The sequence below is a fragment of the Candidatus Sulfotelmatobacter sp. genome (genome assembly GCA_036500765.1).
In the GTDB taxonomy this organism is placed as follows: domain Bacteria; phylum Acidobacteriota; class Terriglobia; order Terriglobales; family Acidobacteriaceae; genus Sulfotelmatobacter.
Genome location: DASYBM010000004.1, coordinates 1,025,223 through 1,048,996, shown reverse-complemented (window position 1 = coordinate 1,048,996; position 23,774 = coordinate 1,025,223). Strand labels below are relative to the sequence as shown.

General features: G+C 57.4%; 19 protein-coding genes. 11 read left to right on the top strand and 8 right to left on the bottom strand.

The window, feature by feature from the left end; genetic code table 11:
• The first annotated feature begins 121 nt into the window (after nucleotides 1–121).
• The 4 genes from VGM18_07485 (at nucleotide 122) to VGM18_07470 (ending at nucleotide 5,860) form a co-directional block, all read left to right on the top strand.
• Nucleotides 122–2,344 carry a dehydrogenase E1 component subunit alpha/beta gene (locus tag VGM18_07485; GenBank protein HEY3972830.1) on the top strand — a complete coding sequence of 741 codons (2,223 nt, stop codon included), beginning with the start codon at nucleotides 122–124 and terminating at the stop codon, nucleotides 2,342–2,344.
• Between the two features lie 246 nt (nucleotides 2,345–2,590).
• The gene (locus VGM18_07480) at nucleotides 2,591–4,048 is read left to right on the top strand and encodes a DUF58 domain-containing protein (protein HEY3972829.1); all 1,458 of its coding nucleotides are present in this window, start codon (nucleotides 2,591–2,593) and stop codon (nucleotides 4,046–4,048) included.
• Between the two features lie 191 nt (nucleotides 4,049–4,239).
• The gene (locus VGM18_07475) at nucleotides 4,240–4,671 is read left to right on the top strand and encodes a CBS domain-containing protein (GenBank protein ID HEY3972828.1); all 432 of its coding nucleotides are present in this window, start codon (nucleotides 4,240–4,242) and stop codon (nucleotides 4,669–4,671) included.
• A gap of 265 nt (nucleotides 4,672–4,936) precedes the next feature.
• Nucleotides 4,937–5,860, top strand: a complete 924-nt coding sequence (locus VGM18_07470; GenBank protein ID HEY3972827.1) for a hypothetical protein — start codon at nucleotides 4,937–4,939, stop codon at nucleotides 5,858–5,860.
• A 556-nt stretch (nucleotides 5,861–6,416) separates the two neighbouring features.
• On the opposite strand, the gene VGM18_07465 is transcribed toward VGM18_07470, so the two are convergent.
• Nucleotides 6,417–8,732, bottom strand: a complete 2,316-nt coding sequence (locus tag VGM18_07465) for a thioredoxin domain-containing protein (GenBank protein HEY3972826.1) — start codon at nucleotides 8,730–8,732, stop codon at nucleotides 6,417–6,419.
• A gap of 296 nt (nucleotides 8,733–9,028) precedes the next feature.
• Here VGM18_07465 and VGM18_07460 point away from each other — a divergent pair, with 296 nt between their 5' ends.
• Nucleotides 9,029–9,922, top strand: coding sequence for a carboxypeptidase-like regulatory domain-containing protein (locus VGM18_07460; protein HEY3972825.1), 894 nt, complete (start codon nucleotides 9,029–9,031; stop codon nucleotides 9,920–9,922).
• A 44-nt stretch (nucleotides 9,923–9,966) separates the two neighbouring features.
• Complete coding sequence (locus VGM18_07455; GenBank protein HEY3972824.1) at nucleotides 9,967–10,506, top strand: hypothetical protein; 540 nt, start codon at nucleotides 9,967–9,969, stop codon at nucleotides 10,504–10,506.
• 62 nt (nucleotides 10,507–10,568) lie between these two features.
• Here the strand turns inward: VGM18_07455 and VGM18_07450 are convergent, their stop codons facing one another.
• Both VGM18_07450 and VGM18_07445 read right to left on the bottom strand, forming a co-directional pair.
• Complete coding sequence (locus VGM18_07450) at nucleotides 10,569–11,528, bottom strand: hypothetical protein (GenBank protein ID HEY3972823.1); 960 nt, start codon at nucleotides 11,526–11,528, stop codon at nucleotides 10,569–10,571.
• Between the two features lie 476 nt (nucleotides 11,529–12,004).
• Nucleotides 12,005–13,045, bottom strand: coding sequence for a M20/M25/M40 family metallo-hydrolase (locus VGM18_07445; GenBank protein ID HEY3972822.1), 1,041 nt, complete (start codon nucleotides 13,043–13,045; stop codon nucleotides 12,005–12,007).
• A gap of 166 nt (nucleotides 13,046–13,211) precedes the next feature.
• Here VGM18_07445 and VGM18_07440 point away from each other — a divergent pair, with 166 nt between their 5' ends.
• From VGM18_07440 to VGM18_07430, 3 genes are read left to right on the top strand one after another with little or no spacing between them, the layout of a single operon-like run.
• Nucleotides 13,212–13,886: an alpha/beta fold hydrolase gene (locus tag VGM18_07440; GenBank protein HEY3972821.1), complete on the top strand. Its 675-nt coding sequence runs from the start codon at nucleotides 13,212–13,214 to the stop codon at nucleotides 13,884–13,886.
• Nucleotides 13,883–14,386: a hypothetical protein gene (locus tag VGM18_07435; GenBank protein HEY3972820.1), complete on the top strand. Its 504-nt coding sequence runs from the start codon at nucleotides 13,883–13,885 to the stop codon at nucleotides 14,384–14,386. Before VGM18_07440 ends, VGM18_07435 begins: the two co-directional genes overlap by 4 nt.
• A gap of 11 nt (nucleotides 14,387–14,397) precedes the next feature.
• Nucleotides 14,398–15,726 (top strand): DUF4147 domain-containing protein, encoded by a 1,329-nt coding sequence (locus tag VGM18_07430; protein HEY3972819.1) that lies wholly within the window; start codon nucleotides 14,398–14,400, stop codon nucleotides 15,724–15,726.
• A 74-nt stretch (nucleotides 15,727–15,800) separates the two neighbouring features.
• On the opposite strand, the gene VGM18_07425 is transcribed toward VGM18_07430, so the two are convergent.
• The 4 genes from VGM18_07425 to VGM18_07410 form a co-directional block, all read right to left on the bottom strand.
• Entirely contained in the window at nucleotides 15,801–16,283 is a 483-nt protein-coding gene (locus VGM18_07425) for a VOC family protein (protein HEY3972818.1), read from the bottom strand.
• A 148-nt stretch (nucleotides 16,284–16,431) separates the two neighbouring features.
• Nucleotides 16,432–17,328 carry an MBL fold metallo-hydrolase gene (locus tag VGM18_07420; GenBank protein HEY3972817.1) on the bottom strand — a complete coding sequence of 299 codons (897 nt, stop codon included), beginning with the start codon at nucleotides 17,326–17,328 and terminating at the stop codon, nucleotides 16,432–16,434.
• Between the two features lie 331 nt (nucleotides 17,329–17,659).
• Nucleotides 17,660–19,195: a sialidase family protein gene (locus VGM18_07415; GenBank protein HEY3972816.1), complete on the bottom strand. Its 1,536-nt coding sequence runs from the start codon at nucleotides 19,193–19,195 to the stop codon at nucleotides 17,660–17,662.
• A gap of 98 nt (nucleotides 19,196–19,293) precedes the next feature.
• Nucleotides 19,294–20,745, bottom strand: a complete 1,452-nt coding sequence (locus VGM18_07410) for a choice-of-anchor tandem repeat GloVer-containing protein (protein ID HEY3972815.1) — start codon at nucleotides 20,743–20,745, stop codon at nucleotides 19,294–19,296.
• 354 nt (nucleotides 20,746–21,099) lie between these two features.
• Between VGM18_07410 and VGM18_07405 the strand changes: the two genes are divergently transcribed.
• Both VGM18_07405 and VGM18_07400 read left to right on the top strand, forming a co-directional pair.
• Nucleotides 21,100–21,981, top strand: coding sequence for an NAD(P)-dependent oxidoreductase (locus VGM18_07405; GenBank protein HEY3972814.1), 882 nt, complete (start codon nucleotides 21,100–21,102; stop codon nucleotides 21,979–21,981).
• 193 nt (nucleotides 21,982–22,174) lie between these two features.
• The gene (locus VGM18_07400) at nucleotides 22,175–23,095 is read left to right on the top strand and encodes a fatty acid desaturase (GenBank protein HEY3972813.1); all 921 of its coding nucleotides are present in this window, start codon (nucleotides 22,175–22,177) and stop codon (nucleotides 23,093–23,095) included.
• Nucleotides 23,096–23,173: 78 nt separating this feature from the next.
• On the opposite strand, the gene VGM18_07395 is transcribed toward VGM18_07400, so the two are convergent.
• Complete coding sequence (locus VGM18_07395) at nucleotides 23,174–23,608, bottom strand: TOBE domain-containing protein (GenBank protein HEY3972812.1); 435 nt, start codon at nucleotides 23,606–23,608, stop codon at nucleotides 23,174–23,176.
• Nucleotides 23,609–23,774 lie beyond the last annotated feature (166 nt).

The following is a 23,774-nucleotide window of genomic DNA, read 5'->3' as shown; positions in this document are numbered from 1 at the left end:
CTTTCCAACCCCTGATTACCATTTACAATCCAACAGGTTCCGAAGGTCGCATAGAATCCTGGGACGCGGATCGGAATCTAAGAGAAGTAGCCACATAGGAAACAGGGGACCCAAGAAGCGGATGGCCACGACGAAGATCGACCCTAAGCTGGCCCTGACGGGCAATGGTGGCACGAAGAAGGGCAAGCTGTACGAGGGACTCACCCGCGATCAGCTCATCCAGGCTTACCGGCTGATTTACACTTCTCGACGCATCGACGACCGGGAAATCCTGCTGAAACGGCAGCAGAAAATTTTCTTTCAAATGTCGGGCGCCGGGCATGAGGCCATTGGCGTAGCGGCCGGGCTGGCGCTGAAGCCCGGGTACGACTGGTTCTATCCTTACTATCGGGATCGGGCGCTGTGCCTGGCGCTTGGCGTTGCGCCTTACGAGATGTTTCTTCAAGGCGTGGGCGCGGCCGATGATCCCAGCTCCGGCGGGCGGCAGATGCCTTCGCACTGGAGCTATCCGCGGCTGAACGTCGTGACGCAGTCGTCGCCGACGGGATCGCAGATTTTGCAGGCGATTGGGTGCGCGGAAGCCGGGCGTTATTTAGCGCGCCATCCTAAGGCCGCCGAAATTCCGGCCTCCGATTTCGTCGATTACCGGCAGTTTAAGAATGTCAGCTTTCAGGGGGACGAAGTCACGTACGTTTCTCTCGGCGACGGCACCTCGAGTGAAGGCGAGTTTTGGGAGGCGATGAATGCTGCCGCCCTGGGAAAGTTGCCGGTGATTTTCTGCGTCGAAGACAACGGCTACGCGATCTCGGTGCCGGTAGAAGTGCAGACTGCCGGGGGAAGCATATCGCGCCTGGTCTCTGGATTTCCGAATTTCCATTTCGAAGAAGTCGACGGGACCGATCCGATCGCGAGCTATGCGGCATTCGTACGGGCGACGCGTTATTGCCGCGAGGGGCATGGGCCGTCTTTCGTTCATGCTCACGTGATTCGCCCGTATTCGCACTCATTGTCGGACGACGAACGGCTCTATCGGCCTGACACCGAGCGCGAGCGCGACGCGCAGCGCGATCCGGTGACGCGCACCCAGATGTTTCTGTTGCGCGAAGACATCCTCGACGAAAAGGGCATCAATCAACTCGAAAAAGAAGTTGAAGCCCAGTTGCAGGCCGCGGTTGACCGGGCGCTCGAAGCGCTGCCGCCCGCTCCGGAATCGATTACGAAATTCGTTTATTCTCCCGATCTCGATCCCGCGTCGTCGGTTTTCGATACTCAGGCTGTAGCGGCAGAACTTCCTGCTGACGGTAAAAAGCCGGCTGGCAAGACGATGGCCGATCTCATCACGGCGACGCTACGCGACGAAATGAAGCGCGATGAGCGCATCGTGATCTTTGGCGAAGATGTCGCCGATTGCAGCCGCGAAGAATATTTGAAGCGGAAGCTGGTGAAGGGCAAGGGCGGGGTCTTTAAGCTGACTTTTGGCCTGCAATGCGAGTTCGGCAATGATCGCGTGTTCAATACTCCGCTGGCCGAGGCTTCGATCATTGGACGCGCCACCGGAATGGCCACGCGCGGGCTGAAGCCGGTTGTCGAAATTCAATTCTTCGACTACATCTGGCCCGCGATGATGCAGCTTCGCGACGAATTGCCGACGATCCGCTGGCGCTCGAACAACGGATTCTCCTGTCCCGTCGTGGTTCGCGTCGCCATCGGCGGATATCTCACTGGCGGCGCCATTTATCACTCACAGTGTGGGGAGAGCGTGTTCACGCACATTCCCGGGCTGCGTGTTGTGTTTCCCTCGAACTCTCAGGACGCTGCCGGGCTCTTGCGGACGGCGATCCGCTGCGACGATCCGGTGCTGTTTCTCGAACACAAGCGGCTGTATCGGGAATCGTTTGGGCGCGCTGCATATCCCGGGCCGGATTACATGATTCCGTTCGGCAAGGCGAAGATTGTTCAGCCTGGTACCGACTTAACCGTGATTACCTATGGAGCGGTCGTGCCGCGGGCTCTACAGGCAGCGCAGAAATTGGAGCGCGAGCAGGGCGTAAAAATTGAATTAATCGACTTGCGGTGCCTGAATCCGTTCGACTGGGAGACAATTGCCGCGTCGGTTGCCAAGACCAATCGCGCTCTCGTCGCCTACGAAGACACGTTGAGCTGGGGCTATGGGGCCGAGATTGCGGCCCGCATCGCGGATCAGCTTTTCGATAAACTCGACGCGCCCGTGCGTCGCGTGGCTGCGAAAGATGTGTTCGTGGCTTATCAGCCGATCTTGGAAGACGCGATTCTGCCGCAGCCGAACGATTTGTTTCTGGCCATGAAGGAACTGGCGGCCTACTGAAGGACAGATACCTTTGGCCACGGATCTACACGGATTTCCACGGATATCCCGCTAAGTTTCTTGAAGTATCCGTGTTGATCCGTTCCAATCCGTGGCCTTTTTTCTTATCGCCGATCCGCTCCGAGTGGGTGCGGTTACGAACGCTTTCGCCGCAAGCCGAATCCCCATTGTCCGTTCTGGCGGGGAATGCTAGGCTCGGGGGCAGTGGGTTCTGCGTACGCCAATCCGTTGAAATCAGAGCCGTCTGTGCCTAGCCGTTTCGCGCAGTGGCTGCAATCGGCTTCGGCGGAAGTCTGGGTGAAGTTTCTGCTCGCCCTCGTGGGTCTGGGCGTGGCCTTCGCCGCGGCACTTTTTTCCACCGTATCGCGCGACGCCGGCAACTTCTGGACCACTCTGATTCTGGCTTCGACTTCGCTGATCGTCGCCACCATGGTGGGGCTGGTGACCGTGCCGTATCTGGCGCGCCGCGTGGCCGTCGAGCGCCTGCGGGAGTCTTTCGACTATGAAGTGACTCGAGCCGGCATCGTGTATGTGCTGGTCACGATCATCATCGGCATTGCCGCGCTGAACACCGGAAACAATCTTCTGTACATCGTCGTGGCAGCCATGTTGGCGGCGATACTCGTGTCGGGGATTGTTTCTGCGTGGGTGCTGCGATATCTGGAACTGGATGTGCGCCTGCCGGAGCACGTCTTCGCGGGACGTCCGGTGGCGGGACGCATCGTGCTGCGGAACCCCCGAAGATTTCTTCCGTCGTTTTCCATTCAGGTGATTTCCACGCGCAAGAAGAAAAAGAAGGCAACCAAGCAGTGGCAGTGGGAGCCGACTACGTTCGCCTTTCCCTTTAACCGTCCGATGGAGCAGCAGTGGCTGCGGCTGCCGGACCGGCGCCTGCGCCGCGTGACCGTGCTTCCTCCGCCTCCTGGAATCTTTCAGGGAATGGCTTATTTTCCGTTTGTTCCGCCTCAGGCTGATGTTTCCGCCGATCTGGAGTTGAGATTTGATCAGCGCGGTCGCTATCGTGAAGACAACTTCGGCCTGGCTACACGCTTTCCTTTCGCCTTTCTTACCAAGACCCGACATGTGTCGTTACCTCGGGAAGTGCTGGTCTATCCTCGCATCGACGTCATCCAAGAGGCGTTCGATGTTCTGCCGCTGGTGCGCGGCGGGTGGGAAAGCTTTGTCCGCGGCCGGGGCTCGGAACTTTACCGCATTCGCGAATATATGCCGGAGGATTCCGCCCGGCACGTGGACTGGAAGGCCACGGCGAAGTCCGGCTCGCTGAAAGTCCGCGAGTTTGCCCGCGAAGACGAGCGCAAGCTGTGCATCGCTTTGGATAATCCTGAATCTGGCCGGATTTCCGAACGCGCCTATGAGCGGGCCGTCGATCTCACGGCAACTCTGGCCTGGCAATTCTCTACCACCCAGGACGCGGAGTTATCTTTCGTCGTCCCCGGACGCCCACGCACGCGCGATCTGCACGAGTTTCTGTCGTGGCTGGCGGTGATCGAGCCAGGGCGGTCCGAGCCGAGGGTTCCAGCCGTGGATGCCCTTTGTGAGATGAATCTGAGTAGTTCCGATGAATACAATATCGTGGTCACGGCGCGCCCGCGCGGAACCGTTCCGGCAGCTTTGTGGAACTCTTCGTACTTCATCTTCGCGGAAGAGTGCCTCAGTCGAGGTCAGGATCAAAGTCAGAGGTAAGATCGAATCAAAGGCAAGGGCAAAGGCAAGTTCAAAATCAAAGGCAGCGGACAGGAGTTGTCCGCTGTACATGGACGTTGTTTCTTCTCGCCAACCTTTTTCGCTTTCCATACATCTGCTTTTCGGCATATACTCGCGACCCGGTAGATGCTTTTGGACAACTCGGAATGCTGTACCGGGGAGGTGTCAAAATGCGTATCTGCGACCTGATTAAGGCTCAGGACACATATCATGCGGAATTGGGCTACACCGTGCTCCAAACGGTGCGCGTCATGGTCGAGCGCAACATTGGAGCCGTGCCTGTTGTCCACAACGGCAAACTGGTCGGAATTTTTTCAGAACGCGACCTGATGAAGCGCGTGGTCGCGGAAAGCCGCGATCCGCGCAGCACCTGTATGGCGGAGGTGATGACCGATGATCCGCTCACCGTCAGCATGAACGAGAATTTGGAAAACTGCATGACGCTGATGCGCCGCCACGGCTTCCGCCATCTTCCGGTCTGCCATGACGGTCAGTTGATCGGCATTGTGTCCTTGCGCGACATCCTGTTGCATGATCTGGATGAAAAGGATGATGAAGTGCGCATGATGCGTGCGTACATCCACTCCATGCCCGACGCTTAGTCGGCGCCAGGGTTGACCATTCGGAGCCCACGAACCATCTGGGTAGGGTTCAGACCTGTTTCCGGATCCCCGAAGAAACGTTGCCCGCTCCCAATAGCACGAAGGTAACCTTGCGTTGCAGTTCCCATAACGGTAACGTTACTTGCGGTTACTTCGGTCCATTGAACGGGAGGGGGAGAACCGGTACCGTTGTCTTTGCCGAATCACCTCCCAGTGTCTGGCAGCGTGCGAAGGCGACCAGGGCAACCGAGGGCGAGCAAGACGCATGAGCGAGAAGATTAAGATTCTTTACTACACGCTCTGGATCGCGCATCCCGTACTTCTGACGGGAATTGGCGCTCTAATGTTGCGGGCCGGACTTCAGCGCAAATTCAAATTCTTCTTTGCGTATATCGCGGTTCAACTGGCCACGTTTGTCGTCGTCTTCACCGCATCGCTGCACAGCTATTCCGCCATGTTTTACCTGTACTGGGGGTTCGATGCTCTCAGCGTGGCATTCGGCTTCGCCGTGATTCACGAGATATTCGTCGACGTGTTCCGCGCCTTCCACACTCTCCGCGATCTAGGCACGGTGCTGTTCAAGTGGGCTGGACTGGTGATGCTGCTGGTCGCCGGAGTGGTTTCAGTTTCCACGAACTCGTCTGCGTTCGCACCCTGGATGCAAGCCATCATCACCGCGCAACGATGTGTACGCATCATTCAGGTGGGAACGGTGCTTTTCCTACTTTTCTTTGCGCACTATGTGGGGGTAAGCCGGCGGCAGCACAGCTTCGGCATTGCCTTAGGTTTCGGCTCTTTCGCGGTGATCGAACTGGCTCTGATTTCGTCCTGGGTTGGAAATCATCTGGGCGGTACCTGGATGAGTATTCTCAACATGGGAGCTTACAACAGCACCTTGCTGGTATGGTTCGGCTACGTTGTGTTGAAGAGTCCCGCGCGCGATTTGTCGCTATCCCTTCTCCAACCGCAGCGCTGGGAGCAGAGTCTTTCTGACATTCATTATCCGCTTCCTCCCGATTCTCTGATCCCGATGTTCGAAGGCATGGTGGATCGGGCACTGTCGCGCACGCACGCGCCAGAAGTGGCAGTCGGTCAAGCGAACCGGGCTGGCGCAAACGGGTCTGCACGGAGCGCAGCTGTGGGATCTGGCGGCTTCAATCTGCCGGTAGCGCAAGACTCCAAGCCTTAATTCCCTGTCGTTTCCCTTCCTGTCCGGAAACTGTAAACAAATTGCGCAGGTACACGTCCGCCTCGGGCACTCGCCGGAATGCAACCGATACTTCGTCTGAAACTATTTAAGTTACTGATAGATAAAGGCCAAATAGCCTATCGAATGGAGTGTGGGTATAGTACGCTAGCGGGCTTAGTGCATAAGATGAAAATTGTTGCACATGAGACTTGACGCGTGGCCTATAATGCGGCACCGCGAAAAAGCTTCCTCCGGGGAAGCCCTACGCGGAGATAGGAGAAAACCCATGAAACGCGCAATCAGGATTTCTATCCTGATGATAGGACTAGTGGGCACATTCATTGCAGCAGCCGTCCAACAGGTTCCCGCCGCGGACGGTGGCCCACTGATTCTGTGCCCACCCAGACAACCGAACTGTCAAACCACAATACCACCGCAGTAGACCCGTTGTTGGGATAGAGTGCAAGGTCACCAAAGTAACCTGCCGTAATTGCAATTTGGGCCGAAAACCAGGGCTAGCAATTTTTGGGCTGACGGGACTTATCACCGGCAGCCCCTATTTTTTGGCCCGGCCGTTCGGCGCTAATTTTTCTGGACGGCTGCTTCCAAGGGCCCGTTTGAGTTCCTCGGAGTCGAAGATTGGCGGTTGGCAGGAAGATCCTGAGCATAGAACGGCAAAAGATTTGCCTGAGCCCAGTGCCGGAAGGTTGGGGATGGTCTCTGCCAGCGCGGGAGGAAGGTTTTGCGCAACCGCCTGATTGACCGCGAATTGTAAGGCTGTTTTGGTGCAGGCGAACGGCGCAACTGCCGCCGCGAGCAGCTTCGCCGCCATGTCTTCGTCTTTATCCTCGCGAATCACTACTACCTGCACCGGACTTGCCAGCCAATGCACAACTGCCGTGCCATAGGTTGCGGCGAAGATTCCAAACGGTTCGGCTACTCCTGCGAAAGCTTCCAACGTGGACTCGGCCTTCTCGCGATAACCCGTCTCGCCGGTGTAGTGACGTAGCCGCGTCAGCGCAATGGCGGCCATCGGATTGCCAGCTGGTGTAGGTGAATCTTGCAGAGGCTTGCGGCGCGTTGCCAACACGCCCAGACTTTCGCCTTCGTTGGCAGGCTCGCAGTCGAAGAAGCCGCCGGAAGTTGAGTCGTAAAAACGACTAATCATCGCATCGGCAATTGCCTGCGCAAACTTGAAGTAGCTTAGGTCGGCCGTCGCTTCATAAGCATCCAGGCAAGCCAGCGCCGTGCAGGCGTAGTCGTCGAGCATGCCCGGAACCTCGCGATGCGCTGCCGCCGGATCCGAGTAAGAGACCACGTGCAGCAGAATCGACTGTGCGGAATCGGCTTGTGTGGTGGCGGCCGCCTCGGCCGCGCGCTTTTGATGTTGCGCTTTCCAGGCCTCTCCCAGCACGCGATCCAGCGATCGCAACGCAAATCGCCGCGCCTCCGCCAAATCGAGCACTTTCGCCGCCTCCAGATACGCCGAAATGCACAAACTGTTCCAGCCGACATAAACGGTCTTGTCGACATACGGAGTCGGACGCAAGAGCCGCGCCGCATACATTTTCTTTTTGGCCGATGCCAGCAACTCCTGCACTCGTTCGGCCGGCAGATTCATCCGGCGGCCAATCTCCTCGACCGACGCGCGCACATACAACACGTTCTTTGCGGGATTGTGATGCATCTCGCCGACTTCATTGATGTCATAGTGCAGCGCCGCGACCTGCGCCTCGTCTTCAGTCAACACGGCGCGCGTTTCGTCGAGCGTCCATGTGAAATAGTCACCGTCATCGTCCATGGAGATGTCGGCGTCCTGCGAGGCATAAAAACCGCCGCGCTCGCGATCGCTGAGCCACTCATCCATCCAGCGAATGATGTCGCGGGCAATGTCGGCAAAGAACTCGATCCCCGTGGCCTGATACGCATGAACGTAATTCTTTAATAATTCGGAATTGTCGTAGCACATCTTCTCGAAATGGGGCACGACCCAGCGCTCGTCGACCGAGTAACGATGAAAGCCGCCCGCAAGTTGGTCATAAACGCCGCCGCGAGCCATGTGCTCCAGCGTGGTGACGATGAGGTCGCGAAGGGGGTGGTCTTGTGTGGGGACAGCCGCCCCCGGCTGTCCGGCGGAGCGAGGCTCCGCTGCCTCCACGTGGGGACGGACGCATTCGTCCGTCCCGCGGAGCGCGGCGACGCGCGCATACTGATCAATCAACAAATCCAGTGCCGAAGGATGCGAAAATTTCGGCGCTTGTCCGAACCCGCCGTGCTGCGGATCGAACATGCGAAACGCGGAAGTTTCAATCGCCTTGATGATCGCCGGCGAAATCCGACCATCTTTTCCCGCAAACGATTCCGACCGCACAATCGCCGACTCCACCATCTTTGCCTGCTCGACCACGTCGCCATGTTTTTCCGCATAAGCATTGGCAATGCTCAGCAGCACGCGGCGAAAGCTGGGACGCCCGTATCCGTCGGTCGGCGGAAAATAAGTGCCGCCATAAAACGGCTTGCCGTCGGGGGTGAGAAACGCGGTCAATGGCCATCCGCCCTGTCCGCTCACCGCCTGCACCGCGACCTGATATCGGCTGTCAATGTCGGGACGCTCGTCCCGATCGACCTTCACGGCAATGAAATGCTGATTCACGATCGCCGCAATCTCGGGATCGTCATACGACTCGCGATCCATCACATGGCACCAGTGGCACCACACCGCCCCAATGTCGAGCAGCATGGGCTTGTTCTCACGCTGCGCAGCGGCAAACGCCTCGGTGCCCCATTCATGCCACTGAATGGGCTGATGCATGGCGGAGCGCAAGTAAGCGGAAGAGGCGCGGGATAAGGAATTGAGGGTAGTGCCGGTCATGATTTCTTCCGTCTGATCCTGGCGGTTGTTCGCACGCTGCTAGGTTGTGCGATCTTGTTCGCGAGCGTTTTCTGCCCGGCGATTTCGAACTTGTAGCTGCGCAGCGTAAGCTTGCCTTCGCGGTGGCTCTTTATTGCAGCTACACCCCCGATCAACTCGGAAAAGATGTCCCTGTTTGCCATCTCCTCATCTTACTTCAAGGCGGCGGGTGCATTTGGGACATCCTCTGCCTTGCCGACAGCATCTCTCGAACATACAATCGTCAGCGGTCTCGGTAGCCAGAGGAAAAACCTTCAATGATTGCGAAAGCGGCGACCCTTGTCTTTGGAGTAGCACTCATTCTTCTGTTCACCGCCCATCCATCGCGCGCACAGGATGCGGCTGCGACTCTCAGCGGCACTGTCACCGACGCTTCCGGAAAAGGAGTGGCGAATGCCAAAGTTTCTCTCAAGAATGTCGCCACCGGCGAGGCGATTGAGACGACAACCGATCCGACCGGCATCTACACGTTTCCGAAGCTGGTTGCCGGAGATTATGAAGTCTCCGCCTCTCTGGAGGGTGTCGGCGCGGGAGCGGGCAAAGTGACTTTGGCCGCCGGCAGCCGGCAGAACCTCAGCGTTGGACTGACCGCGTACTCGTCGAATCCGCGAAATCCGTCCGAGAGTCTGCCGAACGCGCCCTCTGCGAGCCAGACGCAGCCGTCGCTTGGAGATTTGGGATTTACGCCGGCGGAGACGGAAGCCAATGCCAAAATGCAGGCGCTGCTCGACAAGCGCACGCACATGCTGAAAATCCATCAGCGCATGGGATTGATCACGACGATACCGTTAATTACGACCGTGCTTCTCGGCCCCGGCGCCGGCGGCAAGAGTGAAGGCACTGCGGCCCGCGATCTACATGTGGCGCTGGGCGCGCTCACCGGAGACCTTTATGGCATCACCGCCTGGTACGCGATCCGCGCGCCCAGAGTCAAAGGTACTCCGAAGCGCGGCCCGATCCGTTTTCACGAAGCCATGGCATGGATTCACGGCCCAGGTATGATTCTGACCCCCATCATGGGAGCGATGGCCTTCAGCCAGAAGAACAATGGGGAAAAAGTTCACGGCTTTGCCGCCGCGCACGGCCCGGTGGCCATCGTGACCGCGGCCGCCTTCGGTGCGGCGCTAGTCTCGGTGTCGTTTAAATTCTGATGATCTGATCAATCACGACCTTGCAATTAATCACAACTAAGCTCATGAACAAGAAAATTCTCGCTCTATTTTTCTTCGTCGCGCTGCCGAATCTCTTCGCCGCGGACCACGCGTGGATTCTGAAGCAGGGCACGCTAACTTATCATGTTTCGCATCCGCTGCATCAGACCGATGGCATCAGCCACGCTGCCCGCGGCAAAGGCCTTTGCCACGAAGGGCAGTGCGATTTCCTGATCGCCGTCCCGGTCAAGACGTTCGATTCCGGCGACAGCAATCGCGATCTGCACATGATTCAGGTCACGCGCGGGGCGGAATTTCCCATGGTTTCGGTCCGCACTCGCGTGCCGGAAGCGGCGTCGACCGCCGCCTCTATCAGACTCGATATCGAAGTCCAGTTTGCCGGACAGACCGCTCAGTACAAGCAGGTCCCGTTTGAAGTGACGACGCAAGGGAACGAAAAGCACATCGTCGGAACAATTCCGGCGACACTCTCCGATTTCAAGATCGATCCGCCGTCGTTGTTGACGCTTCCCGTCAAGAATGAAATTCCTGTGCGCGTCGATATGACGTGGACCCCGCAATAATCTGTTTACGCTGGCGAGAGCGAACTGCTAGGGACTATTCTCTCCGCATTTTCAACAAGGCTCTACGGCAATTTTGCCAATTCCGCTGCGAATCGGGCGGTCACTGCTTCGAATCCTTTTTGTGTCGGGTGCAGTTCATTGGCCCACCAATCTTTGTAGTCCGGCAATTTGTTCGAAAGTGTGCCGCGCAAGTCGACATATACCACGTGTTCCAGACCGGGTTGCGATGGCAGGGCCTTCACCATGTTGTTGAACTTCGACATGATGTCTTGCATCATCTGAATGCGCTTTTTCAGTTCTTCGTCATTGTCTTTTGGGAAATTCTTTTCGCGGAATCCGGGATCGAGCCAGGGTCCGGGAAATGGCCAGCCTCCCAGGAATCCGCGCCCGTCGGGCACCGGATAGTCATAGCCATGCACCAGAATCGGCACTTTTTTCTGGAACGCTTCCTGGCAAAAAGCCGTGATGCTGCCGAGCAGGTAAGTAAAGGCCGTACGTATTCGTTGGTTGAGTACGCCGTCCACTACGTCGTCATCCGATCCCGCAATCGGAGAAAACGCATTGTTCAGCAGCATGCCGAATTCGGCGCCGGCAACGTCATCGCCCCCGCCGGAAACCAGCGCCGCTTTGGGCACAACTCCTCGGGCCTTGATCTTTTCCAACTTGCGGGCGAAGTCTTCCATCTGTCCGCCGGCGTATGCGATCCTTTCAATCGGATCTCCTTTGTGGGCGCTCGATTCCACGTTGTATCCGTAGTTGTCATCGAGAATTTTAAGAACGTCGTGGAAGGGATAATCGAACCAGGAGTCGCCAGCCGCCGCCAGAAACCCGGCGGTTTGAAACTCGACGGCAGGCGCGGCGGCCCCGGGCGTAGCAGCTTGAATTCGCAACGCCATTTTCTTCTGATTACTCTGTAGCGCCTGCGTCCGTCGCGCGCGAGCCGCTCTTCGAATGGCCAAAATGTCTTCCGCTTTCTGGAGTCCCGATTGCAGCGCAGCAGCGAGGTTTTCCTCGAATGTCATGCCGACCTCCTTGTGGATCTGTGATTCGGTTTCCGCACTTGAGCTAATCTCATCGCGGAATGGCCACGAAGTATACGCCCGTTTGCCCGGTTCGTGACGGCCGTTGGACAGATGTTCGGAAAGTGTAAAAAGATCGCTTTTGCCGATGGGAGGACAATCTCTTAAAGGATGGATTCGACGACCTCGGGCCCGGCCATTCTTTATTCTGAGAATCTGGCCTCACGCCAGCATTACGTGGCAATCCAATTAATAAACTCCTTGTCGACCTGTCCGCCGCATGCAGAAAAATCGTGTCCCAGAAAGAAAAGTTGTACCCCGCTTCCTTTTCGAGCGCCAATAAGACTGAAGTGTTGACGACAACCTTCCCTCAGTAGTCCTGAATCAATTGGCGGATGTCGGCGACGTCAAGTGTGGTTTCAACGCAGCGGCGTGCATGACCCACAGTTCGACTTTCCTCAGGAAGGCTTTGGCGCTCTTCACGATAAAAGTTGCTTCGCGATCTGGCAGTACAAATCGATCGCATCGGCCAACTGTTTCTTCTCGATGTACTCGCCGTCCGTATGCGCCACGTGAATCGATCCTGGGCCGAGCAGCAAGGCCTCACCCCAATTCGTGAGCTTCGGGATGTCGGTCGTGAATGATGCGATCATGGTGGGCAGCCCATCGACCGTTCGAAGCCGCATGAAAGGAAGCTCCAGCGGAAATGTCACTTGCACGCGCTGGCCTGCGGTCGCCGCAATTTGCTGCCGCAAATCGGCCGATGAACCCACCAAACGGTACAGCAAATCTGCATGCGCGTAGTCGGGAATCACGTTGGGCGCTCGTCCACCCTCGATCAGACCAATGTTCAACGTGCACGGGCCAATCTCCGGATCGGAAGGCAGTTCCATCGCGCGCAAGCGAGTGAGGGCCGGGATCAGCTTATCGATCGCCGAGTCGCCCAGTTCCGGATACGCCGAATGCGCCATGCGCCCCGTGGCCGTCACCTCGACCCGCAGCGTTCCTTTCGAGGCGAGTGCAATGTGGTTTTCTGTCGGCTCGCCGTTCACTAGAAATCGACGTCGCGAACCGGGACTGCCGGAGGCAGATCCGTTCGCTGCGGACTCATTGGCTGCATATTCGTTAGCCACCTGGGCGCCCAGGCTGTCGCGTTCTTCTCCCACAACAAAGAGCAGCCCGACGTAAATCGCGTGTCGCCGCAAGCGTTCCGCAGCAGCGATCTGGGCCGCGATAATGCCTTTGGCATCGCATGATCCTCGCCCGTAAATTCGTCCGGCATCTTCCGAGGATGCGATGAACGGAGGAACGGTGTCCATGTGCGTGGAAAACACGGCCGCGGGATTCGGATCTTCCGCCATTGTTGCATAGACATTGAAGCGATCGCCCTCGACCGGCATTTTCTTCGTCTGATATCCCAGCCGGCAAAGCTCTCCGTAGAGATAGCTTCCCACCGCGGCTTCGTTGCCGCTGATTGACTCAATGTCCACCAGTTGGCGCGTAAGAGTGACGGCATCCATGGAGGAGAGAATAGCAGCAATGCGGGCGTCAGGCGCCGGGGGTGAGAATTCAGAGGTCGGACTTCAGACTTCAGATCTCAGACTTCGAACATAACCTCCGAAGACCTCAATCCAGAAGTCAAACCGAAGACCGAAGGCCAAGACCGTTCCTGCGATAATCTGGAATGTGACTTCTCCGAGTTCGTCCATCCGTTCGCTGTTCGTCGACGGTCCTGCCGGACGACTGGAAGCGCTGCTCAACGCTGGGGCCGAGAATGCGACGCATGCCGCAGTGGTTTCCCATCCGCATCCGCTATTTGGCGGGACGCTGCACAATAAAGTTGTCTTCCACACCATGAAGGCGCTGAATAGCTTTGGCTTCCCGGTGTTGCGCTTCAACTTTCGGGGTACCGGTTTGAGCCAGGGCGAACATGACCAGGGCGAAGGCGAAGTCGAGGATGTTCGCGCGGCGCTCGACTGGCTTGACGCGGAATATCACCTGCCGCTGGTCTTCGCCGGATTCTCTTTCGGCGCGGCGGTCGGCCTGCGTGCGGCTTGCGCGGATGCGCGCGTGCAAGGGATCATCGGCGTGGGAACGCCGGTGAATCCCGTGGCCGAGGGCAGCGAGATACCACGCACTTATACGTTTGAGTTCCTGCAATCTTGCGCTAAACCGAAGCTGCTGGTCAGCGGCGGGCGCGATCAGTTCGGTCCGCGGGGCAAGCTGGAAGCTCTGGCTGCATCGATGCCGCAGCCGAAGAAGCTGGTGATCGTCGAGGGTGCCGACCATTTTTTCGAGGGACGCCTGCGCGAGTTGCGCGAGGCGATTGAAACGTGGGTCGAGGAGGTGGTAAGACGATGAAGAACATGCAGAGCGCTAGAACTTTGATTGTTTTGTCTTGCTGGTTGTTGATGGCAACGGCCCTCGCGCGCAGCCAGCAGAATTCGGCCGATGCGACCGGTGGCGAATCGATTTCGCTTGTAACGCTTTCCATGACGTGGGGTCGAGGCGGCTTGCATTATGGGCCGAACTTCATTTGGCTTGCGGCACCGTGCCAAAAGTCCTTCTCGGTCCCGTGCGAATGCGCTATGAACTTCAAAGTGATCCGCTCACAAGAGTTCGCGGAATACATCTCTTCGTTTGGCAGCGCTCCGGTACCTGTCACGTATCGGGTCCGATATGGTTCGGATGGTCAAGCTGAAGCTGCAAAGCTCGACAGTGTTGGTAATTGGCAGGCAGAAAGATTTCCTGCAAACGACCGCTTAATCTCGATCAAGTTCGAATTCAAGAAAGGCCAGCCGTCTCAAAAGCAAGAGACCGGGTATCGTTCTCCTGCAGATTGTTTTCCTTCAAGAAACTGAAGCATCCATCTATGTTGGAAACTGTCGACCGCGAATTCCTGTTTCGCCAGATGCGTGAAACTGCACGCGCTGTTTTTCTGCAAACTATTGCCGAAGCCTCGATTCGCAAAGGCTTTTCTCGCCACGTGCATTACGAGCGGGGAATACTACGCTTGCGTGACGATCTCTACGATCTTCAGTCGCACTCCCGCGTGCTGGTCGTGTCGTTGGGGAAGGCCGGGCACACAATGGCTGAGGCGCTCTCCGAACAAATCGGTTCCTCACTCGAGGGAATCGTGGCCAGTTCTGTACAACCCGCGAGCCAGATTCATGGATTCCGATATTTTCGGGGCGGACATCCGACGCCGAACGCGGATTCCATGCGGGCGGCGAACGCGATTCTGCGCCTGCTAGAGGCGCAGCCAGCTTCGGCGCTGGTCATCTTTTTACTTAGCGGCGGTGGGTCGTCAATCGTTGAGAAGCCCATCGACGATGAGATTTCGCTCGACGACCTCATCGCGACGTATCGTGCTTTGGTGCATTCCGGCGCGCCCATCGCCGAGATCAATGCGGTGCGTAAACATCTTTCCGCGGTGAAGGGCGGACGCCTGGCGCAGGCAGCGTTTCCCGCACAGCAGGTCTCGCTGCTCGTTTCCGACGTGCCCGGTAATACTCCCGACGCCCTCGCTTCCGGCCCGACCATGCCTGATTCCACGACTGTGGAGGATTGCTATCGCATCGCGGAAAAATACGAATTGCTGAAGCAATTTCCGCAATCGACGCGGGAACTGTTCGACCGTCATACGCTCGACGAGACCCCGAAGTCCGACGATCCGGCATTCGGTCGCGCGCGCTGGTGGACGGTGCTGTCGAACCAGACCGCGATTGAAGAGGCGAGCGTAGCCGCGGAGCGCGCCGGATTCATCGTGCATGTGGACAATTCCTGCGACGACTGGGATTATCACAAGGCCGCGGACTATTTATTGCGGAGGGCACGGGAATTGCGAAAGCAGTTTTCTCCCGTGTGTTTGATTTCTGGCGGAGAAGTCACGGTAAAGGTTACCAACGGCGGAATTGGCGGACGTAATCAGCAGTTTGCGTTGGCGTGCGCGGAGAAGATTGCCGGCGAGAATATTACCGTGCTCAGTGCTGGCACCGACGGAGTGGATGGAAACAGTCCGGCGGCGGGCGCGGTTGTGGATGGCGCGACGGTGGAGCGGACGCGAGGCTGCGGGTTGAATGTCCGGGCCGCTTTGGATAAGTTCGATGCCCATCCGCTTTTCAGGGCGCTCGGCGATGCGATTGAGACTGGGCCGACAGGAAACAATTTGCGCGACTTGAGAATTGTGCTGGCTTACTAGACCCGAAAAATTCCGCTGGGCTTCGCCCAAGCGGGACAGCCGAGGGCGGCTGTCCCTACATGGGCATTGCTGCTCTACGCTTTCTGTGCTGTGCCCATCTTCTCCATGGCTTCGTCCATGCCGCGCTTCATTTCATCCGCGGATAAGTCTTTGGTGTGAGTGGCGATCGACCATTTGTGGCCGAAGGGATCTTTCAACTTGCCGTAGCGATCGCCCCAGAACTGGTCCTGGACCGCCATCTCGATCTGCGCGCCGGCTTTCACGGCGCGTTCGAAGGCGGCATCGACGCCGTCGACATAGATGTGTAATCCCATGCCGGCGCCACCGCTGCTGAGCGGGGAGAGCGACCCGAACTCGGGAAACTCGTCGCTCAACATGATGATTGAATCGCCAATCTTTAGTTCAGCATGCATTACTTTGCCATCGGGGCCCTTCATCACCCCGCGCTCTTGCGCGCCGAATGCATGTTTGTAGAAGTCGATGGCGCGGACCGCATCGCGGACCGTCAGAAAAGGTGTGACAGTGTGATAGCCATCAGGAACGGGTTTTACAGCCATAACAGCCTCCTGTTAGAGAATTCGAGCAGGTCAGTTTACAACATTCGATCGGAGCGCTTTATTAATAGGGTGAGAATGGCCTGATTATTTTTCTTTGGGAATTACGGGAAGGCGTGTATTGCCGTCCAGCATTTCTAAAGAATCGGAATCAGAAGAATCGGGTTACGCCCTCTTCCATCACAACCACGCGGTCTTTGGTTCCGGCGGCGCTGGCTTCCTGTTCCAGCAGTTGCAGGGGTTCGTCGACGGGTTCGTGCGAGAGGCGAAACGTGCCGTAGTGCATGGGGACCATCCAGCGGGATTTCAGATCGAGAAAGGCGCGCATGGCGTCGGCGGGATCGGTGTGCACGTTACGGAACTGCGGCGGATTGTAGGCACCGATGGGAAGCAAGGCCAGCTCAGGGGCGAGGCGGCGGCCGATTTCGCTGAAGCCGTCGAAGTATGCGGTGTCCCCGGCGTGATAGACCGAGTGCTTGCCTGATTTGAGCACAAATCCGCCGTAACCGCGATGCGAGTCTTTCAGAATGCGCGCGCCCCAATGGCGTGAGGGCACGTGAGTTATCGACAAACTGCCGCGGCGAGAATTCTTCCACCAATCCAGTTCAATAATCTCGGCAAAGCCGAGATCGGAAACCAGATCGGAAACGTGGGTGGGGATAATGATCGAGGGCGCCACACCGCGCGTGCGCAAATTATTCTGCACCAGGGCGCGCAGTGACGGGCGATGCAGATGATCGAAGTGAGCGTGCGTGACCAACACGAGATCAATAGCCGGCAGATCGGCAATGCGCAAGCCGGGACGACGCAACCGCTTCAACACGAACAGCCAGCGCGCGAAGTTGGGATCGATGACAACACTCTGTCCGCCCATCTGCACAAAAAAACTGGCGTGGCCGATGAAGGTGACGCCGAGTTCTCCGTTAGTGGCAAGGCGCGGCTTGTGAGTCTGACCGCTACGGGGTGTTACCGCGGAGTGACGCACCAGACGGCCGAACTGAGTGGCGCGCTTACGAAGGGCCGGATTGCGAAGCGTTTGCTTAATCATTTTGCAACAGATCCCCGGGGGGTGGACCGGAAGCAGCCTAAGATGACCTATCCTAAACCTAATCGCCGCCAGAGCAGAGTAATTAAGAGGGCGCGGCGGATTATTTGCCGTTCATCATACTTCGATGAGTGGGCGGGATTGGAAGCTTCTTTTAGTTTCAGCAGCGGTAACTGCGGTAATGTGAGTCCCCAAAAGAAAAAATCCGCCAGCGAACGGCTGACGGATTTTCATTCATCAAGATGCCGTCAAATGTTCTGGCCAAGGGGCAGCCGAGCTTTGCTCCGCTGATCCGGGTCAGAGACCCAGCCCCGCACAAATATTCGAGCGAACGCTACTGAGGATCCCTATTTGTGATCCAGCGGGAGCGCGGGATCTCGCGGTGACCCTCGTCGTCATAGAAGAATTTCATCTCGTGATCGGACTTAGCGCCGGGCACTGGAAGATCGTTGACCGAGCTGAATCGCGGCTCGTCATACGACACCGGCAGCGGGCTCTTGGTGGTGAACATCGATTCGCTATAGGTCGAACCGCTGTTGGCCTGCGCCACGGCAAAGACTCCGAATGGACTTCCGTTCGAATACGAAACACCGATATAGTCTGCAACCATCGGCCCATTGTCTGACACTGGCAGCCAGGCGATCTTCATTGGTCCTGCAATTTTTGCGCCGGCGGTCCATGTATTGCCGCCGTCGAGCGAAGTCGTGTAGCCGACTTGCAGGTTGCAGGTGCTGTTTGTGCACTTCGCCACCGGATAGTAGTAGTAAACGATGGTGAGGTGCGCGTTGGCGCCGGAGGTGGTCGGGTCGACGCCAATTCCGGGCAGAAAATGATCGACGGTGCTGGTGGTCGGGTCGATGGGAATGCGACTGACGGCGCTCCAGGTCTTGCCGTCGGAGGAACTGCTCATTACGATATCGTTCTCGGCGCAGGCAGAACGGAATCGACAATCGGACCACACGACAAAAACTTTGCCGGCTCCATCGATGCTAGCCGAAGGCAAATCCGGATTACGCAGTCCTGCTGCAACGTAGTGGCTATTGATAATCGCAATCTGCTGGCTCTTGCCCCAGCTCGCGCCGCCGTTGGTGGAACTGAAGACGTCAATGCCTCCGCCCTGGAACGGAACTATGACAGTGCCGTTGGGCTGAACCAGCGGTTCGCCGCCGAGTCCGCCGGCGTGATCGGAAGAAGCGAGGCCGGGGCCCCAGGTCTGTCCGCCATCGCTGGAAACGCTCATTAGTACGTCGCCGCTCCCATAGGCCTGATCCCACTCGGTGTAGCAGTTGCCGTAATAAGGGCTGGTGGTCGTGTTATCGCAAACGCTCCAATTTTTGTCGTCGAGGTGAGTCTTGTCGATATTGATCGGATTGCCCCAACCGATGCCGTTCGTGGAGCGGCTCACGGCGACGTCGCCGATTTTGCCGGAGCTGGAATTGAGGCCAGCCAGAGGCAGTGTGGAAATCAACCACTCGCCGTGCTTCGCGTCATAGGCGACTGAGGGATCGGCAGCGGCGCCGTAAGTTCCGGCTTTGTAGTTAACAGTGAGGCCGGGGAGGTCGCCATAGTGCCACGTCTTGCCACCGTCGATGGAGGTCGAGTAGCCGACATCACCGCTGCCCCAGCCGATGCTGCCGGGCCGGCGCGCCACGTGGAACGCAGTCACGATGGTATTTCCCCAGGCGAACATGTCAGGCTCGACTTCGGTCTTGTGATCGCTGTCGGTGTTGGTGAGATTGTCGACGCTGATTCTTACGAGCGAGGTTTGGGCGGGTGAGGGCAGGGTGAACGCAACGGCGAATGCCAAAACCATAACGAGGAGTGTGAACGCAGTGCGGGGAAGATAATGGCTGGGGAGTGATTGTGTCATGAGAAATTTTCCTTGATGAGATGCATCACAGACCCGTTTCCGGGCCCATGATGCTCGTCGAAATTATTCGCACTATTCGCGAAGCAAAGGGTTAAAGGTTAAGGCCGGATCGCAAAGACCGTCCCGTTGGAGCCCGAGCTATTCGAGTAACCGGTAGTGGTGCCGAACAGAGTTCCATCTTTCAAGAGCAGGCCACCGTAAGGAGTGCCGCCGTCGCCGTCGCCACCAAAAGCGTGAAGCGTAGTTTCGGTCCATGTGCCTACGCTGGCTGTTGGCGGCGATAACTTAAACACCGTTCCACATCCCATGCCGGAGATGTCCTTGATTTGAGTACAGCTGCCCTGACCTCCCGCGTAGGCGCTGGTGCCATATAAGTTACCTTTACCGTCGATCACCAAACCCGACCATTCCGGATAGGCGCCATCGCTGCCGCCGACAAAGTTGTAGAGCGTGGTGAACGTCCAGGATCCTCCGGACGGCGGAGCGAGGCTGAATATGGTTCCGCAGCTGGGGAAGGCGTACTCCTCCTGGTTATCACAGGAGCCGGGCCCGCCGAGATCGGTCGTGCCATAGAGTATGCCGTTCTTGTCGAAAATCAAGTTGGGTCCCGGGAAGGTCGCGCCACCGGCGACATCATAGAAATTGAAGAGAACGGCTTCGATCCACGGCTGGCCTTTTATCGAATCGGGCGATAACTGAAAGACAGTTCCTCCGCAAGAGCCGCTATAGCATGCAGAAGAGCCGCCGGAACTGGTCGTTCCGTACAGTTTGCCGTCGTTGCTGAGCAGGAGACTGCCTCGCGGGGCGGCTCCGTCCTCGTAACCGCCACCCAAGCCCTTGAAGGCCCAGAGAATGTTCTCAGTCCAAGAATCGCTTTGGGCTCTCGGCGGGGACAACTTAAACACCAACCCGCAACCAGGGCTGTCGCCGTGGCAATATCCGTCGCCGCCGACCTCTGTAGTTCCGTAGAGGTTGCCTTTTGCGTCGAAAATCACGCCGGACTGCGGCTCTCCTCCATCCAACCCTCCTTGAAAAACATGCAGCAGAGCTTCGCTCCACGCTCCGCCGCTATTTGACGGGGGCGAGAGGCGGAACACCGTGCCGCAGCCAGGATAGTAGCCAGAGATGCCAGTCGTGCAATTGGTGCTGAGACCGCCGAACGCGGTAGTCCCGTAAAGATTCCCTTTTTCATCGAGGATCAGGCTGCCTAGCGGGACCGATCCGTCTTTGCCGCCCTGAAAATTGTAGAGGATTTTCTCCGTCCAACGGCCTCCCCGAGTCGTGGGCGGAATGAGTTCGAACACCGTGCCGCAGGCAACCACCTCCTGGTACGCGATTTCACAATTCATTCCAGTGCCGCCGGACGCAGTTGTGCCATACAGATGACCCTCTCGGTCGGCGATAAGGCTTGAACTGGGATTCGTGCCATCAGGAGCGCCTTGAAAGTTGTACAGCACTTTTTCTTGCGGGCCCGCGGCGAAGGCTGCGAGCGAGAAGATGAGCACTAAAAAGGTCAAGAACCGGCCGCGTACGCCAGAGTTCGTGGTCATGAGGAAATCCTTTCGATCGGTCGCGCGGGGACACCGAGCCCCGAGCTTCCGCGCGGCGGCTATGCGGCGAACTATACCGCATAGCTGTGACAGTGTCGATGTGAAGGAATTTTCACACTGGCTGAGTTAGAACGAGACTGCAGTTTTCCGGTTTGCCCTGGTACTTCATTGTCTTTGATTGTTGACGCTCTCCCAGATTGATCGACCTACAATGTGCGAGATTGCTTGACCTCGATCGCAGTGGTCATATCTAATCCGAAAACGTTCCTTTTTTCGAGTTTTTCCCTAGGGTGCTGTTTTTCGAATGTCTTCGTCAGAATGCCGTTTTGGCAGAACGAAAGAGAGAGGGTCTTCATGCGAGTCGCATTTATGGGATTGGGAATTATGGGTCATGCGATGGCCACCAACCTGGTGAAGGCTGGGCATGAAGTAACAGTATGGAATCGCACGCCGGGCAAATTGGTGGAAGGTGCGGGAGTCGCCCCGACTCCTGCGGCGGCGGCACAGGGCGCGGAAGTGGTGTGGCTGTGCGTTTCCGATACAGCGGCGGTGGAAAGCGTCATCTTCGGGGCGGACGGTGTGGAAGCGTCGCTTGCGCAAGGCATGATCATTGCAGATTCGAGCACGATTTCCCCCTCGGCCACGGTGAAATTCGCGGAGCGGGCAGCGGCCAAAAGTGCGACTTGGGTGGACGCGCCGATGACAGGCTCCAAGGTCGGCGCGCGGGACGGGACGCTCGTATTCATTGTGGGAGGAAGCGAAGGTCCGGTCGATCAACTCAAGCCGTTGTTCGCGGCCATGGGCAAGAAGATTTTCCGCATGGGCGAAACCGGGAAGGGGCAAGCGACCAAGCTGGCCATGAATCTCCAGATTGCATTGATCTTCGAGGGATTCGCCGAAGGGCTGACGCTGGCGACCAAGCTCGGCGTCGCCCCCCAACAACTGCTGACCTTGATTGAGGCCACCATGGTGCGTTCGGGAGTGGTGGATTACAAGGGCCCGTTCGTTCTGAATCGCGACTTTACACCGAACTTTCCTTTGCGACTGATGCACAAAGATATCCGGCTGACGCTGGAGGCGGCCAAAGAGGCCCGGGTGAAGCTGCCGGCGCTCGAAATAGTGGAAGAAATTTACGAGATGGCCTCGGAAGAAGGCAATCAGGATCTCGACTACGCCGCCACGCTGATGCTGCTGGAGAAGTGGGCAGGCGTGCAGATCAAGGGCCAGGCTGCCTAGTAGTTGATTTTAATAGCGTCTGAACGAACGTATGCGATGCAGGGCGTCGAAACTCGCGCTTGCGCCATTACCCTCGTAATCCCCGAAAAATCGTTATTACACAAGTATTACAGTCAGCCTGCCGGTCCGCTTGGTAGCTTAACTATGGGCCGAACGAACTTAGCAACCACGAAATGGGGACCTTCTTTTGGATATGCAACTTCAGGATCTGGAAAAACGACAGGCGGAAAAAAATGAGGTGAACTGGATTACGGCCGTCTTCATGGGGGCGTTTCACGTGGGCGCGGTGGCGGCGCTCTTCTTCTTTACCTGGAAGGCATTGTTGGTCGCGATGTTCCTGTGGTGGGTTTCGGGCAGCCTCGGTATCGGGATGAGTTATCACCGACTGCTGACGCACCGCGGCTATAAGACTCCGAAGTGGGTGGAATATTTCCTCACCCTTTGCGCCACGCTCGCACTCGAGGGCGGGCCGATTTTCTGGGTGGCGACGCACCGCATTCATCATCAGTATTCCGATCAGGATGGCGATCCGCACTCGCCCGTCGATGGCAAGTGGTGGGCGCACATGGGATGGATCCTCATGGGCAAGTCGATGCACCACGACACGACCACGCTGGCCCGGTACGTTCCCGACCTTGCCAAAGATAAGTTTCATGTCTGGATCACGAAATATCATTATGTTCCCATGATCGTGCTGGGTCTTATCTTGCTGGCGATCGGAGGCCTGCCATTTCTGATGTGGGGTATCTTCCTGCGGACCGTGGTGGGATTGCACGCGACCTGGCTGGTGAATTCCGCGACGCATTCGTGGGGTACACGGCGTTTCGCTACTCGCGATCTCTCCACCAACAGTTGGTGGGTCGCGCTGCTAACCTTTGGCGAAGGTTGGCACAACAATCATCATGCGCATCCGACGGCGGCGCAGCATGGCTTCCGCTGGTATGAAGTGGACATGAACTGGTACGGCATCTGGGTGCTTAAGACTTTGGGCCTGGCTTGGGACATCAAGCGAGTGAAGATGGATGAAGTCGAGCGGGGATTGGTGCCGACTCCGAACGGGCGGCTGATCACAGCGGTCGTACCCGAGGTTTCGGCGGCAGCGGCTGGCGATTAAGGCATCCCGATTTGGATAAAAGAACAACGAGCCCTGGCCTTCCCGGCCGGGGCTTTTTTTGCGGTTTATACGAGCAGCTTACACGCGGATGATCATGACCTCGGTCGCCTTTATCAGCGCTGCCGCGGTTTGTCCCTTCTTCAACTTCATTTCACGCACGGCACCCGACGTGATCAAGGAAGTGATCAACTGTCCCCCCACCGACAGTGTGACCTGTCCCACCAGTCCGCTGACGCGCACATCGACAATTCGCCCCACGAGCTGGTTGCGCCCGCTGATGCGCTTGTAGGTGACCCGGCGTTCATCTTCATTGTGCCCGCGAGAGCGGTAAAGCAGGCGGTCGATTTCTGCCTGTGGGATCCGGTGATGTCCTCCCGCGGTGGTCACGCTGCGAATCTTCTTCTTGTAAATCCACTGCTTGATCGTGGGGAAGCTGATTCCTATTTGCACCGCCGCGTCGCGTAGCTTGAGCAGTTCGGTGCTCCTCTTCCCGGATTCGCTGTTTTTCGCCATTGCAATGAAATCGTACCGACATCGTAGCGCAGGGGTCAACTGCTGGTATTTTCCCTGCGACATCGCTTAGAAACCATCCTACAACAATCTATAACTGTATGAGTTTAGACATGGGAACCGTATTTCATGTACACTCCAGAGTTTCCATGGGCGTAGTAAAAACTGT

Excerpts from the sequence above, each read along its gene's own strand:
- VGM18_07485 (HEY3972830.1), top strand. The coding sequence starts at position 122 with ATGGCCACGACGAAGATCGACCCTAAGCTGGCCCTGACGGGCAATGGT.
- VGM18_07400 (HEY3972813.1), top strand. The coding sequence starts at position 22,175 with ATGCAACTTCAGGATCTGGAAAAACGACAGGCGGAAAAAAATGAGGTG.
- VGM18_07425 (HEY3972818.1), bottom strand. The coding sequence starts at position 16,283 with ATGGCTGTAAAACCCGTTCCTGATGGCTATCACACTGTCACACCTTTT.
- VGM18_07450 (HEY3972823.1), bottom strand. The coding sequence starts at position 11,528 with ATGACATTCGAGGAAAACCTCGCTGCTGCGCTGCAATCGGGACTCCAG.
- VGM18_07475 (HEY3972828.1), top strand. The coding sequence starts at position 4,240 with ATGCGTATCTGCGACCTGATTAAGGCTCAGGACACATATCATGCGGAA.
- VGM18_07405 (HEY3972814.1), top strand. The coding sequence starts at position 21,100 with ATGCGAGTCGCATTTATGGGATTGGGAATTATGGGTCATGCGATGGCC.
- VGM18_07395 (HEY3972812.1), bottom strand. The coding sequence starts at position 23,608 with ATGGCGAAAAACAGCGAATCCGGGAAGAGGAGCACCGAACTGCTCAAG.
- VGM18_07430 (HEY3972819.1), top strand. The coding sequence starts at position 14,398 with ATGTTGGAAACTGTCGACCGCGAATTCCTGTTTCGCCAGATGCGTGAA.
- VGM18_07420 (HEY3972817.1), bottom strand. The coding sequence starts at position 17,328 with ATGATTAAGCAAACGCTTCGCAATCCGGCCCTTCGTAAGCGCGCCACT.
- VGM18_07435 (HEY3972820.1), top strand. The coding sequence starts at position 13,883 with ATGAAGAACATGCAGAGCGCTAGAACTTTGATTGTTTTGTCTTGCTGG.
- VGM18_07455 (HEY3972824.1), top strand. The coding sequence starts at position 9,967 with ATGAACAAGAAAATTCTCGCTCTATTTTTCTTCGTCGCGCTGCCGAAT.
- VGM18_07460 (HEY3972825.1), top strand. The coding sequence starts at position 9,029 with ATGATTGCGAAAGCGGCGACCCTTGTCTTTGGAGTAGCACTCATTCTT.
- VGM18_07410 (HEY3972815.1), bottom strand. The coding sequence starts at position 20,745 with ATGACCACGAACTCTGGCGTACGCGGCCGGTTCTTGACCTTTTTAGTG.
- VGM18_07465 (HEY3972826.1), bottom strand. The coding sequence starts at position 8,732 with ATGACCGGCACTACCCTCAATTCCTTATCCCGCGCCTCTTCCGCTTAC.
- VGM18_07445 (HEY3972822.1), bottom strand. The coding sequence starts at position 13,045 with ATGGATGCCGTCACTCTTACGCGCCAACTGGTGGACATTGAGTCAATC.
- VGM18_07470 (HEY3972827.1), top strand. The coding sequence starts at position 4,937 with ATGAGCGAGAAGATTAAGATTCTTTACTACACGCTCTGGATCGCGCAT.
- VGM18_07415 (HEY3972816.1), bottom strand. The coding sequence starts at position 19,195 with ATGACACAATCACTCCCCAGCCATTATCTTCCCCGCACTGCGTTCACA.